The sequence below is a fragment of the Polaromonas sp. genome, from assembly GCF_029945925.1.
GTDB lineage: Bacteria > Pseudomonadota > Gammaproteobacteria > Burkholderiales > Burkholderiaceae_C > Polaromonas.
The window spans coordinates 1-13839 of record NZ_JAQSDN010000008.1 but is presented as its reverse complement, the minus strand read 5'-3'; the positions used below and the strand labels follow the sequence as shown (position 1 = coordinate 13839).

Below are 13839 nucleotides of genomic sequence, written 5' to 3'. Positions count from 1 at the left end.
GGTGCTTTCTTGTGGCGCGCTTTTTTATATTTTCAGGCCTGCAGCTTGCAGCAGCAGCGCGGTTTCATGCAGCGGCAGGCCCATGATGCCGGAATAACTGCCGCTCATGTGCGAGATGAACATAGCCACCTTGCCCTGGATGGCATAGGCGCCGGCCTTGCCCAGCGGCTCACCCGTGGCGACGTAGGCGCGGATCTGGGCCCGGCTCATGGGCGCAAAGGTCACCCGCGACACGCTCAGCGCCTGAACCCGCTTGCGGCCATGCTGCACCGCCACGGCCGTCAGCACCCGGTGCGTGTGCCCGGCCAGTTCAGCCAGCATGCTTTCGGCATGGGCGGCATCGTCAGGTTTGCCATAGATACGGCGCCCCATCGCCACCGTGGTGTCCGAACACAAAATCGGTGCCGGCGGCAAACCGCGTTGTTTCAGGCGAGTCACGGCGGCGTCGAGCTTGAGCTGCGTAACGCGCTGGACATAACCGGTCGGCGCCTCGCCAGCCAGCACCACTTCAATCGCCTCGCTGTCTTCCTCCGCGCCGGGCAGCAGCAGTTCGCAGGACACGCCCAGTTGCTCCAGCAACTGGCGGCGGCGCGGACTTTGGGACGCCAGGTAAATGAAGTCGGTCATGTTTGAAGTCCTGAGGCAAGCCACATCCCCGATTCAGCCCAGCAGGGGCCGCGGGCCCGGCTTCGCCGGACCGCAGGCGCAGCGGCCCCCTCGGGGGGCAGAGAGTTACACGCAGTGAACGAACGTGGGGGCTTCATTCCCGATGATAGGGATGGTTGACCGTGATGCTCCAGGCGCGGTAGAGCTGCTCGATCAGCAGCACACGCACCATGGCATGCGGCAGGGTCAGGTCCGACAGGCGCAGGCGCTCGTGGGCGGCCTGTTTGAACGCGGGGTCCAGCCCGTCCGGGCCGCCGATGACGATGGCCACGTCATCGCCTTCGCGCTGCCAGCTCTTTAGCTTCTCGGCCAGCGCCACCGTGGTCATCGCGGTGCCGCGTTCGTCCAGCGCGACGATGCGGGTCCCCTTGGGAATCACGCCTTCGATGCGCTGGCGTTCAGCCGCCAGCAGGGTGTCCAGGGTTTTGGAGGCGCGCGGCTCGGTCTTGACGGCCTTGAGTTCGACACGCAGTTCCGACGGAAAACGCTTGGCGTAGTCGTCGTAGGCTGTTTGCGCCCAGTCGGGCACTTTCTGCCCGACGGCGACAATCGTCAGCCTCATTTGCTCCGGGTCGTGGTTTTCTTCGCAGCGGGTTTCCTGGCAGCCGTCTTGGCTGCTGCTTTTGCAACTGTTTTCTTCGCCGCGACTTTTTTGGCGACAGGAATCTTGACGATGGGTGTTTTCGCGGGCGCCTTTTTCACCGCCGTTTTGGCAGCCGCCTTGACGGGCTTGGCCGCAGGCTCCGCAGCCGGTGCGGCGGCATTGCGCTTGGCGGTCCAGTCGGTCATCTTGCCGACGCGGCCCACGTAAGTGCCGTCATCGGTCCGGGCAACCACTTTTCTGGCGGCGGGTTTGGCAGCAGCCTTGCCCGACGATTTCGCACCAGCACGTGACCTGGCGGGCTTGGGCGCTTCCTCGACTTCGGGCTTGGACGCCTTCACCAGCGGTGCAGGTGCGCCCAGCTTGAGCTTGACGGGTTTGTCGCCCCACAACTCTTCGAGGTGGTAATACTGGCGGATCGTCGGCTGCATGATGTGCGCCACGGCGGCCCCGCAATCCACAATGATCCACTCGCCGTTTTCCTCGCCCTCGATGCGCGGCTTGGCAAAACCGGCGTCGCGCACGGCATCACGGACACTGGCGGCCAGCGCCTTGGTCTGCCGGTTGGAACTGCCCGAGGCGATGATCACGCGCTCGAACAGCGAGGTGATGTGCTCCGTGTCGAACACCTGGATGTCTGCCGCCTTCACATCCTCCAGCCCATCAATGATGGCTCGCTGCAGTTTCTGGACGTCTTTTTTCGCAGCGGTGCTGGCGGTGTTGGCAGGGTTGGAAGTCATGCAGTGGTTTGCTTCAATGAGTGAGTTGACGGGAATTACGGGGAAATGTAGAGATGATGGCGCTCAATATAACGCGCAACCGGCTCCGGAACCAAGGGGGTCCAGCCCGGTGGGCTGGCGCTGCCTGAACTGATTTGCCGCCGGATGTCGGTGGCACTGACGGGCATCAGGGGCATTTTCAGGGTCAAAACCGCGTGCCTGGCCTGATTTTCAGGGTCAAAACCGGCACCAGTGCTTGTCGAACCGGCGCGGTTTGCTATACAAATTATAGCTATTTCCAGAACCGCCTGCCATCGGTGCCATGTCTTGAGGGCGGCGAACTGGTCGTTTCCAATGACCAGGTAGAGCTGGGCGCCGGGGTTTTCGGCCTGCAGGGCCTCCAGCGTGTCGATGGTGAAGCTGGGGCCGGCACGCCGGATTTCCCGGTCGTCGACCACCACCCGGTCCAGCCCGGCAAATGCAAGCCGGGCCATGGCCAGCCGGTGTTCGGGGGCGCTGAGCGCCCGGGTCTTGTGCCAGGCCTGGCCGGTCGGAATGATGTGCAGGGCATCGAGCGCGAGCTGCGCCGTCGCAGCCTTCGCCAGGGCCACATGGGCCAAGTGCGGCGGGTCAAACGCGCCGCCAAAAATGCCGATACGTCTTGCGCCCGTTGACGGCACAGCACTCAAAGCCAGTCCCGCCTGACCAGAAACTCGGTGGACAGCCGCGCCTCGGGCGAGCCGGTCTCGACGGGGCGCTGGTAGGACCAGGCCGCCAGCGGCGGCATCGACATCAGGATGGACTCGGTGCGCCCGCCTGACTGCAGGCCAAAGTGGGTGCCGCGGTCCCAGACCAGGTTGAACTCCACATAACGGCCGCGGCGGTAGAGCTGGAAATCGCGCTCGCGCTCGCCGTAAGCCATGTCCTTGCGCCGTTCGACAATGGGCAGGTAGGCGGCCAGGAAGGCGTCGCCGACCGAACGCATCATGGCCAGACTACCCTCGAAGCCCAGTTCCTGGAAATCGTCGAAAAACACGCCGCCTATGCCGCGCTGCTCATCGCGGTGCTTGAGGTAGAAATACTCGTCACACCAGGTCTTGAAGCGCGGGTACTTGTCCTCACCAAACGGGCCCAGGGCGTCCTTGCAGGTCTGGTGGAAGTGCACGGCATCCTCGTCAAAGCCGTAATACGGCGTCAAATCCATGCCGCCGCCGAACCAGTAGGCTGTCGGGCCCGAGGCCGGCGTTGCCGCCAGCATGCGCACATTCATGTGCACGGTGGGCACATAGGGGTTGCGCGGGTGAAACACCAGCGACACACCCATGGCCTCGAAAGGCGCACCGGACAGCTCGGGCCGGTGTTGCGTGGCCGAGGGCGGCAACTTGGGGCCACGCACATGCGAAAACCCGCAGCCGGCGCGCTCAAACACCCCGCCCTGCTCCAGGATACGGGTGATGCCGTTGCCCTGCAGGGTTTCGCCGGGTTCCTTGTGCCAGTGGTCGGCCACAAAGGGCTGGCCATCGATTGCGGCGACGGTGCTGATGATGCGCTCCTGCAACTCCAGCAAGTAGCTGCGGACATGGGAAGAATCGGTCATGGGGGTCATTTCACGATGGTATCGGCCTGGGACAGGCCTGAATTGATCAAACGCACGGGGGCGGCAGCGCCGGTCCGAAAGCCGTGGAAATCCTGCAGGGCCCCGGCCATGTATTCCAGGTCGCGGTCTTCATCGCCGGTCAGCCGAAGAAAATCGCGAAAGACCAGGCGTTTGCGTGAATAGTCGAGTCCGGCCAGGCCCACCGGCACACCAGCCTCCAACGCCAGCCGGTAAAACCCGCTGCGCCAGCCCGCGGTGAGCCGGCGTGTTCCTTCCGGCGACAGCGCCAACCAGAAATATTCCCCGTCGGCCTTTTTCTGTTTCATCATGGCCGTCATCTGCCCGACCACGCCCTGCGGGGCAGAGCGCCTGACGGGCACGCCGCCCAGCCAGCGCAGCCACGTGCCGAACAGCGGAATCCGAAACAGCGTGTCCTTGCCCCAGAACTGCACCGGAATGCCGACCGCCCACTTCAGCAGCACGGCGACGGGGAAGTCCCAGTTCGAGGTGTGCGGGTAGACCACAATCACGCCCTGCAGCGTCGGCAGGCCTGCAAAATCCACGCGCCAGCCGAGGGCCCGCACCAGCGCCCTGGCCAGACCGCTGCCCTGAAACTGCACGGGATGCGGCGGCTGGAAATCCATGCCCATCAGGACTTGATGGCCCGAAATCCGATGTCCCTGCGGTACTGGGCGCCGTCGAAATGAATCGCCTGCGTCGCCTCGTAGGCCAGGTGCTGGGCCTCACGCACGGAACTCGCCAGCGCCGTGACACACAACACACGGCCGCCGGAGGTCACCACGCCGGCCTTGACGCCACCCGCGGCCGTGGCGGTTCCGGCGTGGAACACCACCACGTCTTCAGGCGCCCCGGACGGATGCACCACCGGCAGGCCGGTGATCAGATCGCCCTTGCGGGGCTGTAGCGGGTAGCCGTGCGCGGCCATGACCACGCCCAGCGCCACGCGGCGGTCCCATTCCAGCTCCACCTCGTCGAGCTTGCCCGCGGTGGCCGCCAGCATGACCTCGAACAGGTCGGACTTGAGCCGCATCATGATGGGCTGGGTCTCGGGGTCGCCCATGCGGCAGTTGAATTCCAGCGTCTTGACCTTGCCGTCGGCGGAGATCATCAGGCCGGCATACAGGAAGCCGGTGAAGGGAATGCCGTCTTTTTCCATGCCCTTGATGGTCGGCAGGATGATCTCGCGCATGGCCCGCGCGTGCACCGTGGGCGTGACCACCGGCGCTGGCGAATACGCGCCCATGCCGCCGGTGTTGGGGCCCTGGTCGGCGTCCAGCAGGCGTTTGTGGTCCTGGCTGGTGGCCATGGCGGCCACGTTTTTACCGTCGCACATCACGATGAAACTGGCTTCCTCGCCCTGCAAAAACTCCTCGATCACGACACGCGCGCCGCCGGCGTTGTGCGTCACGCCCAGCGGGTTGAAGCTCGGGTCGGGCGCCAGCATGAACTCGATGGCTTCGTGCGCCTCGTGCAGGCTCATGGCCACCACCACGCCCTTGCCGGCGGCCAGGCCATCGGCCTTGACCACAATCGGCGCGCCTTTTTCGTCGACATAGGCATGGGCCGCCGTGGCGTCGGTGAAGGTCTCGTACTCGGCCGTCGGGATGCCGTGGCGCTTCATGAAGGCCTTGGAAAAGGCTTTCGAGCTTTCCAGTTGCGCGGCGGCCTTGGTCGGGCCGAACACCCGCAGACCGTGCACACGGAACTCGTCGACGATGCCGGCCGCAAGTGGCTGCTCCGGTCCGACCACCGTCAGTGCTATCTTTTCTGTAGCTGCCCACGCCCGCAGTTCTTGCACATCCGTGATATTGATGTTCTCAAGGCGAGGGTCCAGCGCGGTGCCCCCGTTGCCCGGGGCGACGTACACCGCCTGCACCTTGGGGGACTGCGCCAGCTTCCAGGCCAGCGCATGTTCACGGCCACCGCCGCCGACCACTAGAACTTTCATGCGGAAACTTTCATGGTTTGATGTTTATTCTGAAATGGCGGCGTTGTGGAAGACGTCCTGCGTGTCGTCCAGGTCTTCCAGCACGTCCAGCAGTTTCTGCATCTTCTGGCCCTCGGCACCCGTGAGCTCGATGGTGTTGTCGGCGCGCATGGTCACTTCGGCCACTTCGTGCACCAGGCCGGCCGCTTCAAGGGCGTTCTTGACGGCTTCGAACGCGGTGTAGGGCGTCAGCACCTCGATGACGCCGTCCTCGTCGGTGATCACGTCGTCGGCGCCGGCCTCCAGCGCCACTTCCATGATCTTGTCTTCGTCGCTGCCCGGGGCAAAAATCAGCTGGCCGCAATGCTTGAACTGGAAAGCCACCGAGCCCTCGGTGCCCATGTTGCCGCCGTGTTTGGAAAAGGCGTGGCGCACCTCGGCCACGGTGCGCACCTTGTTGTCGGTCATGCAGTCCACGATGATGGCCGCGCCGCCTATGCCGTAGCCCTCATACCGGACTTCCTCGTAATGCACGCCTTCCAGGCTGCCGGTGGCCTTGGCAATGCCGTATTTGACGTTTTCGTTGGGCATGTTGGCCGCCTTGGCCTTGTCCACCGCCAGCCGCAGCCGCGGATTGGTGCCCAGGTCGCCGCCCCCCATGCGAGCCGCAACCATGATTTCGCGCATGACACGGGTCCAGATACGCTGGCGCTTCTCGTCCTGGCGACCCTTGCGGTGCTGAATATTCGCCCATTTACTGTGACCAGCCACGGAAATCCTTTGGAATTGATTTAATCTACAAAGCGCATTTTACTTTTTCACCTACAGGACCCGCCATGGCCGAGCCGTTTTTGATTGCCAGGAATGCTTCCACCCACTGTGAGCTGCTTCCCGGGCTGGCCAACCGCCATGGCCTGATCACCGGCGCCACCGGCACCGGCAAGACGGTGACGCTGCAAGCCCTGGCCGAAAATTTCTCGAAAATCGGCGTGCCGGTCTTCATGGCCGACGTCAAGGGCGACCTGGCCGGCATCAGCCAGGCCGGCAACATCGGCGAAAAAATGGCGGCCGTGCTCAAGGAGCGCGGCATCGACAAGCCCGTGCCCCTGGCCTGCCCCACCACGCTGTGGGATGTGTTCGGCGAGCAGGGCCACCCGGTGCGCGCCACCGTGTCCGACATGGGGCCGCTGCTGCTGGGCCGCATGCTCGGCCTGAACGAGACCCAGGCCGGCGTGATCAACCTCGTCTTCAAGATCGCCGACGACGCGGGCATGCTGCTGCTGAACCTGAAAGACCTGCGCGCCATGCTGCAGCACGTGGGCGACAACGCCAGCAAGTTCACCACCGAGTACGGCAACATCAGCGCCGCCAGCGTGGGCGCCATCCAGCGCGGGCTGATGCAGATCGAAACCCAGGGCGGCGACAAGTTCTTCGGCGAGCCCATGCTCAACATCAGCGACTTCATGCAGACCGTGGATGGCAAGGGCGTCATCAACATCCTGGCCGCCGACAAACTCATGAACTCGCCGCGCCTGTACGCGACCTTTCTGCTCTGGATGCTGTCCGAGCTGTTCGAGCAGCTGCCCGAGATCGGCGACCCCGACAAACCAAAGCTGGTGTTTTTCTTCGACGAGGCGCATCTGCTGTTCGACGAAGCGCCCAAGGTCCTGATCGACCGCATCGAGCTGGTCGTGCGCCTGGTGCGCTCCAAGGGCGTCGGCGTTTATTTCGTCACGCAGAACCCGCTGGACATTCCTGACTCGGTGTTGGCCCAGCTCGGCAACCGGGTGCAGCACGCGCTGCGCGCCTACACCCCGCGCGACCAGAAAGCCGTCAAGGCCACCGCACAGACCATGCGGCAAAAGCCCGGCCTGGACATTGAAACCGCCATCACCGAACTGGCGGTCGGCGAGGCGCTGGTGAGTTTTCTCGACAGCAAGGGCCGCCCCAGCGTCACCGAGCGCGCCTATGTGCTGCCGCCGGGCAGCCAGATCGGCCCGATCACGCCGCAGCAGCGCCAGGCCCTGCTGCAGAGCTCGCTGGTGGCAGGCGTGTATGAAAAAGCCATCGACAGCGAATCAGCCTACGAAATATTGAAGGCCCGCACCGAAGCCTTGCAGGCCGAAACCGCCAAGGCCACCGAAGCTTCCGGCGGTTTCATGGGCGGCCTGAGCGACGTGCTGTTCGGCTCCAAGGGTCCGCGCGGGGGCCAGCGCGACGGCATGGTGCAGTCCGTGCTCAAGGCCGAAGCACGCATGATGGCGCGGCAGGTACTGCGGGGCGCGCTGGGCACCATCTTCGGCGGCAAGAAGCGCTGAACCTTTCAACCAACCAGTAAAGCAAAGATATTTATGAGCAAGGTTCACCTGATCGACCACCCGCTGGTGCAGCACAAGCTGACCCTGATGCGCCGCAAGGACGCTTCCACCAACACCTTTCGCACCCTGCTCAACGAGCTCAGCAGCCTGATGGCCTATGAAGTCACCCGTGACATGCCGGTGCAGGACGTCGAAATCGAGACCCCGCTGGAAACCACCACCGGCACCATGATCGACGGCAAGAAGCTGGTGTTTGTGTCCATCCTGCGTGCCGGCAACGGCATCCTGGAGGGCATGCTCAACGTGGTGCCGGGCGCCCGCGTCGGGCACGTCGGGCTGTACCGCGACCCGATAACCCTGGAGCCGGTGGAGTACTACTTCAAGATGCCGCAGGAAATGGAAGAGCGCGACATCGTGATCGTCGACCCCATGCTGGCCACCGGCAACTCCGCCATTGCCGCCGTGACCCGGCTCAAAAAGCTCAAGCCCAAGTCCATCAAGTTCGTCTGCCTGCTGACCTGCCCCGAAGGGATTGCCGCCATGCAGAAGGCCCACCCCGACGTGGACATCTACACCGCGGCCATAGACCGCCAGCTCGACGAACACGGCTACATCCTGCCCGGCCTGGGGGATGCGGGTGACCGCATCTTTGGAACGAAATAGGCCGCCAGCCCAATAAACACGGGCGCAACCAGCTATTACTTTAGTAGCACCAATCGTCCGTGCTTGACCTGCTGACAAGTCGCGCACATGGGCCTGGATGTGGCCCAGATGACCAGCTAGAAAGGCATTCGCCCGTGTTTTGCCGCCGTCACGCTGAACGCCGCGAAAGTGATGCACCTCGAAAACTACGGCAACGCGTCAGGTTGCGATGCGAGTTGTGTGCTGCTGCAAGCGCCTTGAGACTTGCCGGCCAAGTGTGGGGCATCCCGACAGGCGTGGCCGACCAGTCGTGCGCGCGCATCAGCGCGCCCAACTCTCCCCTGCCCTGCAGGAAGGAAATGTCTGGGGCGGATGAGTTGGCCAAAATGAATTCTCTATGTGCGGTGGTCATGAGGGCGTCGGGCTCCCTACGACGTCGACTTGTCCGAGGCTCCGGCAAGCTTGCACGTCAGCTTATGCCAAAACCTCGTTACGTTGCCCGCTGAGGCGGGTGGTGCGGACAACAAGATGGCTCGCAGCAAGCGAGTTCAGTGACGGTGGCTGGGTGCGCTCCTGAACAACCCGCGATTTGAAGTGATGTCGGAATTGTCTGTAGAACATTTATGCTTTACAGAGCAGCGTCTCTATAAGCTCAATTGTCACCGGTTTCACGAGGTGCCCGTCGAACCCCGCCTGGGCGCTGCGACGCCGGTCGTTGGCGCTGCCATAGCCAGTGAGTGCGAACAATCTGGCTTTCGAGCCGAAGCGCCGGCGCCATTCCCGGGCCGTTTCGTAGCCATCCATTCCTGGAAGGCCGATGTCCAGGAAGACCAATTCAGGGTGCGGGTCTCGCGTACCCAGCGCCAGCGCCTGCGCCCCGTCATACGCTACGCTCACGCGCGCGCCCATCAGACGCAGGACTTCCGCCAGCGTCTCGGCAGCATCCACGTTGTCGTCTACAACCAAAATTTCGGCGACAGAACTTGCTCCGCTTGGCGCTTCATTGCCCACCGCTGCGGGCCGCTCACCCTCAACAAGGGGCAGCGCCACAACAAACGCGCTGCCGCGACCCACACCTTCACTGCGCGCCTCCACACGGCCTCCGTGCAGTTCAATCAGCGTCCTGACGAGCGTGAGGCCGATACCGAGTCCACCCGGCGCCCGGTCAAGAGACCCGGGCACTTGCGTAAACAGGACGAAGACCGCCTTCAACATCTCCGGCGGAATACCCAGCCCGTTGTCGCACACGCGCACTTCGACATTACCAGCCGTGCCATCCACATGTACAACGATATCTCCACCGGGATCCGTGTACTTCGCGGCGTTGTTCAGGAGATTCGAAAACACTTGGGTCAGCCGTACGCGATCGCCACTCACATGCAGGTCCCCTACAGCACAAGCCAACCGAAAGTTGTGTCGCCGGCTGTCGATGAGCGGTCGGCTGGCCTCTACCGCCGCGGCGACCACCTCCTGAATCGACAGGACCTCGTGACGCAACTCGATCAGGCCGCGGCTCACTCGCGAGATGTCCAGTAGGTCATCCACAAGATGTGTCACCTGCTGCATCTGCCGGCCCATCACCGCCAGCTGGCGATCACGGCAATCCGCGTCTTGCGCTCCCGTCCGCTTGAGCACTTCGATGGCGGTGACGATGGGGGCAAGCGGGTTACGCAGCTCGTGGGCGAGCATGGCAAGGAATTCGTCCTTTTGCTGGTGCTCCAGCCGCAGTTGCCGATTCAGCTCCGCCGCTGAGGCTCGCGCCGTATCGAGTGCCGTTGCGAGTTGGTGCGCGCGCGCCGCAGCGTCTCGCGCGTCAGCCGCAGTGGCGTTGCCGATTCCTAAAGCTTGCTGCGCGCACAGAACTGCTGCAAGAAGCGGCAAACTCTCGAGCAGGTCATGCGGAAATGGGGAGGGGGTGTCGCATAAAAGCACGAACGCGCAGTCGCTTTCGACGCACGCATTCGCATGCCAGTCACGGCCTTCGAGTTCGACGCTTCCCTCCAGTCGAACCTCTTGCAGGCAGCGCTGGAGAAAGGTCCGCCAGGAGGGTCCCGCGACATGCGTTTTGCGCATTCCCGGCGCGGGCAGGAGAACGCCCAGTTCCGGGTCCTTCACGAGAAGAAGCAAGTGTTTCGCGCCAATCACGTTGGCGAGCGCCTGCGCGGCTTGCTCACGTCCGGTTTCGCTGGCTAACGCGTCTATCAACGGCCGCGGCGAATGCGGCATCGGCGTCACTCGGGCAGCACGCAGACAACCGCCGTGCAGTTGTGAAAGCCGCCGAATTGCCCTTCGGCCCGCGCGATCTGCCCATAGGTATTGCACCCTACGAAACCCGCAGGCTCCAGCAGCTTTGCACACGCCTGCAATTCGTTCTCAAATGCCCGTCCGAGGCGCAAGCGCGTCGCCACACAGTCAAAAACGAGAGCCGCCGCTGGTTTATTTCCCGCGAGCGCACGCAGGGCAGCTTCAGTGGCCTGCTGTGCAGCTCGCACGGCCGACTGGGCATCCGTTTTCATGATGTGCACAACGGAGCCCTCAGGTACAGCGGCCGCGCAATGAATCGAGCCGTTCTCGCCAATGGACAGTGGCACGCGCAACCGATAGCCTTCGGCTGAGCGGATTCCCAGGACATTGTGGAGGAAAAAGGGGAGTGGGTCGGAGGTGTCCAATTCCTGACCCGTGTTGCGAGCGTATTCCCGGATCGCTTCGAGTGCGGGGCCCCCGTTCAGGCCGATCAAGCGCGTTCCCTGCGCCTCCGTGACCCGCATGCCGTCGCTGGCGGGCTCCCATCCATGCGACACACCGATTCCAATGGGCTTTGTAGACAATATCTCTAGCGCCGAAACAGCATTGTTGTACGACCGGGTTCCGGCGAATACGTGGGTGGCGTGAAACTGGCCATCGTCACCCGCTCCGCCGCCAAAAAATCGGTAATCGCCCTGGGTTCGAAGCGTAAGTTCTTCGACGAGTGCATCCGCGTGGCCCGCCAGCGCATCCGTCATCACCAGAGCACTGTGATGGTTAGGGCCGGACGAACCAATACCGCGAAATCCTTCCAACAACTGGTGCGCCGCTGTTTGTGCGTTTTCGCTCACGCCCTGGCCCAAGCCGACGGCGAATTTCATGTCCGAATTGCGGATGCCCAACGCAGACACTTGGCCCTCGCCCCGGCCGCTATGAGTGAATTCCCCGGCCGACGAAGAACCCGCGATCAAATGTGTTCCGGCTTCGTTCGCAAGCCCCTGAAGAAGCGCATCGTAGTCGTGCTGTGCCGAGGCAAATACGATCACTGCATCGGCAGGCGCGCCGTTAAATGCGGCGCGAATGGCTTGTCCAAGTTCCGCGCCCGCCGTGGCGCTATGTGCGGTTTCGGTCAGGGCAATGTGGGTCTGGGTTTTGGGCATGGCGCACAGATGAGGTTGAGGTCGTCAGTATGCCCGGGGCGTCCCCGGCACGGCGTAAGACGGGCCCGATTGCAGAGTCGGCGCGGTCCTACGCACGCATGCGTTTCGAAACGCGGAGTGCATGGCAAACCCCTCCCACCGCGCCAGCCCCACTTCACGAACGAAAGCGGCGACTCGTTCAATGACGGTCGCTTGCCAACCTAGTGGACTGTAACGATTGAATCGGAAGCGGTCTACTCAGGCAAAAGCAGACTCTCTTTTATCTGTTACAGGCCGATGGCCTTACCTGGGCTGAGATTCGCGTCAAGCTGGACTGCAGCGACAGCTACATTGACCGGTGGAGCAAACGCTTCGCCAGTGACCGCTTGGCGGGCCTGTTTGCTCGCCACGCCGGGCGTGAGCCGTACAAAGTGACAGATCGCCTGGAAGCTCGGGTGCTGGCGCGCACCACCAAACACAAACCTGCTGACGGCTCCACACATTGGTCCTCGCGCAAACTGGCTGCCGAGTTGGGTGGTGACATCTCGCACATGACGGTGGCCCGCATTTGGACCAAGCACGGCATCAAGCCGCATTTGCTTGAGGGCTATGGTAGGCATTGCCCTGCTTACCCTGAAGCCGGGGGAAATCGGGAATAATAGATGAGGCGACATTCATGGCATCAGACGGCGGGCACTGCGAGCTCAGGTGTCCGTCCCTGGGATTTCTAAGCCTGCTGGCCTGACTCGCAACACAGATGAAACACTCGCGAATCACGAGAGAGAGCCAAGTACCCAAGGCGGGGCAGCTTCGGCAAGCGCGATACTGCGCCGTGGAAACTGTCTACCTGGCTTGTGTGGGTCAAAATTCGATGGAAACTCGGGTTGGACCTCAGGACAACTCAACATGCTCGGGCGCGATACCCTGGAGAACGGCCCGACGATGCCGTGGCAACTCCATGCGCGATGTAGCGCAGTTCATAAAAACTGCAACCTGCGGCACTTGACCTGGTTCTCGATTGACCACGACGACACGCGCGACATGGACCAGTTCAGTGTGGCCGAGCCGCTGGCCGCGGGTACCAGCGCTCGATGGACCACGCGTCAAGAAACCGGGTTGACAGGGACGTCAGCTGCGCGGGGGCGAACAACAACGTCCAGCAGTGGCGTAACGGTCCGTGCGGAGGTCACACCCGCCAGTGTCACCCGCCCGAGGGTCCCGGCCTCGAGCGCCTTCTCCAGTCGGGGATAGGTGGCGACGAAAACTGTAGCCGCGGCCAGCATGCCGGCCATTGCCCACACCCCTTCCCGGCGCCCGCTGCCCGCGGCCGCTGCCGCTGTGCCCGGGCAGTAGCCGGACAGCGCCATCCCGGCCCCGAACAGAACCGCGCCGCCGACGAGGCCCACCGGGTTCATCGGCTTCGGCTCGTGGGTCGTCAGCCCGCGCCGGTGCAGCCAGCGGTGGCCAAGCGCGCCGACCGCGACGGCCGTGCCCATCGTCTTCGCGACGCGTGCATCGTCGCCGGTCAACTGGCCAACAATCGTCCGCGAATCTGCCAGCCCGCCGCGCTGCAGCAGCGCGCCGAATATGATGCCGGTCGCCAGGCCAAGCGCGTTACGCGTGCTCTCGTTCATCTCGGCCATCAGACCTCCCCGCCCTGGCGCCTTGCGCTGCGTGCAAGCCGCGCCAGCACCGATCCGACCCCGAACATCAGTGGCGTGAACAACCAGCTCGACCCCGCACCCTGCGCGGTGCCTGACAGCCCATGTCCACTGGTGCAGCCGTCGGCCATGCGGGCGCCGAACATCAGCATCGCTCCGCCGGCCGCACTCGCGAGCGGCGAACGCTTCGGTTCAGCGCCGGGGCGGTCGTCGACCCATGCAGCGTCGTTGCCGCCTGGCGTCCGCGCGGCCGCCAAGCCGCCGAGGCTGGTGGCGGGCACCCGCCACGCCACCCCAATAAACA

The 13839-nt window shown here is 63.7% G+C and carries 15 protein-coding genes and 1 pseudogene; 4 read left to right on the top strand and 12 right to left on the bottom strand.

All coding sequences use genetic code 11. The features are described 5' to 3' along the window. Positions 1-24 precede the first annotated feature (24 nt). The 8 genes from PSV40_RS02365 to PSV40_RS02330 all read right to left on the bottom strand — a co-directional run bounded on the left by PSV40_RS02365 (position 25) and on the right by PSV40_RS02330 (position 6302). Positions 25-627: a Maf family protein gene (locus PSV40_RS02365; protein ID WP_300533678.1), complete on the bottom strand. Its 603-nt coding sequence runs from the start codon at positions 625-627 to the stop codon at positions 25-27. 133 nt (positions 628-760) lie between these two features. Continuing rightward, entirely contained in the window at positions 761-1228 is a 468-nt protein-coding gene (gene rlmH, locus PSV40_RS02360) for a 23S rRNA (pseudouridine(1915)-N(3))-methyltransferase RlmH (protein WP_300533676.1), read from the bottom strand. Further along, positions 1225-2007, bottom strand: a complete 783-nt coding sequence (rsfS, locus tag PSV40_RS02355; RefSeq protein ID WP_300533673.1) for a ribosome silencing factor — start codon at positions 2005-2007, stop codon at positions 1225-1227. Before rsfS ends, rlmH begins: the two co-directional genes overlap by 4 nt. Before the next feature lie 35 nt (positions 2008-2042). Beyond that, positions 2043-2666 carry a nicotinate (nicotinamide) nucleotide adenylyltransferase gene (gene nadD / locus PSV40_RS02350; protein ID WP_300533784.1) on the bottom strand — a complete coding sequence of 208 codons (624 nt, stop codon included), beginning with the start codon at positions 2664-2666 and terminating at the stop codon, positions 2043-2045. A 5-nt stretch (positions 2667-2671) separates the two neighbouring features. Further along, complete coding sequence (hemF, locus tag PSV40_RS02345; RefSeq protein ID WP_300533670.1) at positions 2672-3583, bottom strand: oxygen-dependent coproporphyrinogen oxidase; 912 nt, start codon at positions 3581-3583, stop codon at positions 2672-2674. A gap of 5 nt (positions 3584-3588) precedes the next feature. Further along, positions 3589-4233 carry a 1-acyl-sn-glycerol-3-phosphate acyltransferase gene (locus PSV40_RS02340; RefSeq protein WP_300533667.1) on the bottom strand — a complete coding sequence of 215 codons (645 nt, stop codon included), beginning with the start codon at positions 4231-4233 and terminating at the stop codon, positions 3589-3591. Beyond that, entirely contained in the window at positions 4233-5552 is a 1320-nt protein-coding gene (gene purD / locus PSV40_RS02335) for a phosphoribosylamine--glycine ligase (protein ID WP_300533664.1), read from the bottom strand. The genes PSV40_RS02340 and purD overlap by 1 nt, the downstream gene beginning before the upstream one ends. Before the next feature lie 24 nt (positions 5553-5576). Then, complete coding sequence (locus tag PSV40_RS02330) at positions 5577-6302, bottom strand: YebC/PmpR family DNA-binding transcriptional regulator (RefSeq protein ID WP_300533661.1); 726 nt, start codon at positions 6300-6302, stop codon at positions 5577-5579. 65 nt (positions 6303-6367) lie between these two features. Between PSV40_RS02330 and PSV40_RS02325 the strand changes: the two genes are divergently transcribed. From PSV40_RS02325 to PSV40_RS02315, 3 genes and pseudogenes are all read left to right on the top strand, one after another. Continuing rightward, positions 6368-7849 carry a helicase HerA-like C-terminal domain-containing protein gene (locus PSV40_RS02325; RefSeq protein ID WP_300533658.1) on the top strand — a complete coding sequence of 494 codons (1482 nt, stop codon included), beginning with the start codon at positions 6368-6370 and terminating at the stop codon, positions 7847-7849. 33 nt (positions 7850-7882) lie between these two features. Next, positions 7883-8512, top strand: coding sequence for a uracil phosphoribosyltransferase (upp, locus tag PSV40_RS02320; protein ID WP_300533655.1), 630 nt, complete (start codon positions 7883-7885; stop codon positions 8510-8512). A gap of 75 nt (positions 8513-8587) precedes the next feature. Beyond that, positions 8588-8746, top strand: a pseudogene (locus PSV40_RS02315) (cytosine deaminase); the annotation flags it as partial. Between the two features lie 366 nt (positions 8747-9112). Here the strand turns inward: PSV40_RS02315 and PSV40_RS02310 are convergent. Both PSV40_RS02310 and PSV40_RS02305 read right to left on the bottom strand, forming a co-directional pair. Continuing rightward, on the bottom strand, positions 9113-10717 hold the full coding sequence (locus tag PSV40_RS02310; protein ID WP_300533653.1) for an ATP-binding protein: 1605 nt from the start codon (positions 10715-10717) through the stop codon (positions 9113-9115). A 5-nt stretch (positions 10718-10722) separates the two neighbouring features. Continuing rightward, on the bottom strand, positions 10723-11895 hold the full coding sequence (locus PSV40_RS02305) for an FIST N-terminal domain-containing protein (protein ID WP_300533650.1): 1173 nt from the start codon (positions 11893-11895) through the stop codon (positions 10723-10725). Positions 11896-12116: 221 nt separating this feature from the next. Here PSV40_RS02305 and PSV40_RS02300 point away from each other — a divergent pair, with 221 nt between their 5' ends. Further along, on the top strand, positions 12117-12533 hold the full coding sequence (locus PSV40_RS02300) for a helix-turn-helix domain-containing protein (protein WP_300533782.1): 417 nt from the start codon (positions 12117-12119) through the stop codon (positions 12531-12533). A gap of 444 nt (positions 12534-12977) precedes the next feature. Here the strand turns inward: PSV40_RS02300 and PSV40_RS02295 are convergent, their stop codons facing one another. Beyond that, positions 12978-13517, bottom strand: coding sequence for a DUF6691 family protein (locus PSV40_RS02295; protein WP_300533647.1), 540 nt, complete (start codon positions 13515-13517; stop codon positions 12978-12980). Further along, the coding region (locus PSV40_RS22805) for a YeeE/YedE thiosulfate transporter family protein (RefSeq protein WP_366914937.1) at positions 13517-13839 on the bottom strand (323 nt) is incomplete at its 5' end. The genes PSV40_RS02295 and PSV40_RS22805, both read right to left, overlap by 1 nt.

Coding starts and splice junctions, on each gene's coding strand:
- PSV40_RS02310 (WP_300533653.1), bottom strand. CDS start 10,717: ATGCCGCATTCGCCGCGGCCGTTGATAGACGCGTTAGCCAGCGAAACC.
- PSV40_RS02325 (WP_300533658.1), top strand. CDS start 6,368: ATGGCCGAGCCGTTTTTGATTGCCAGGAATGCTTCCACCCACTGTGAG.
- PSV40_RS02365 (WP_300533678.1), bottom strand. CDS start 627: ATGACCGACTTCATTTACCTGGCGTCCCAAAGTCCGCGCCGCCGCCAG.
- purD (WP_300533664.1), bottom strand. CDS start 5,552: ATGAAAGTTCTAGTGGTCGGCGGCGGTGGCCGTGAACATGCGCTGGCC.
- rsfS (WP_300533673.1), bottom strand. CDS start 2,007: ATGACTTCCAACCCTGCCAACACCGCCAGCACCGCTGCGAAAAAAGAC.
- PSV40_RS02305 (WP_300533650.1), bottom strand. CDS start 11,895: ATGCCCAAAACCCAGACCCACATTGCCCTGACCGAAACCGCACATAGC.
- hemF (WP_300533670.1), bottom strand. CDS start 3,583: ATGACCGATTCTTCCCATGTCCGCAGCTACTTGCTGGAGTTGCAGGAG.
- rlmH (WP_300533676.1), bottom strand. CDS start 1,228: ATGAGGCTGACGATTGTCGCCGTCGGGCAGAAAGTGCCCGACTGGGCG.
- upp (WP_300533655.1), top strand. CDS start 7,883: ATGAGCAAGGTTCACCTGATCGACCACCCGCTGGTGCAGCACAAGCTG.
- PSV40_RS02340 (WP_300533667.1), bottom strand. CDS start 4,233: ATGGGCATGGATTTCCAGCCGCCGCATCCCGTGCAGTTTCAGGGCAGC.
- PSV40_RS02295 (WP_300533647.1), bottom strand. CDS start 13,517: ATGGCCGAGATGAACGAGAGCACGCGTAACGCGCTTGGCCTGGCGACC.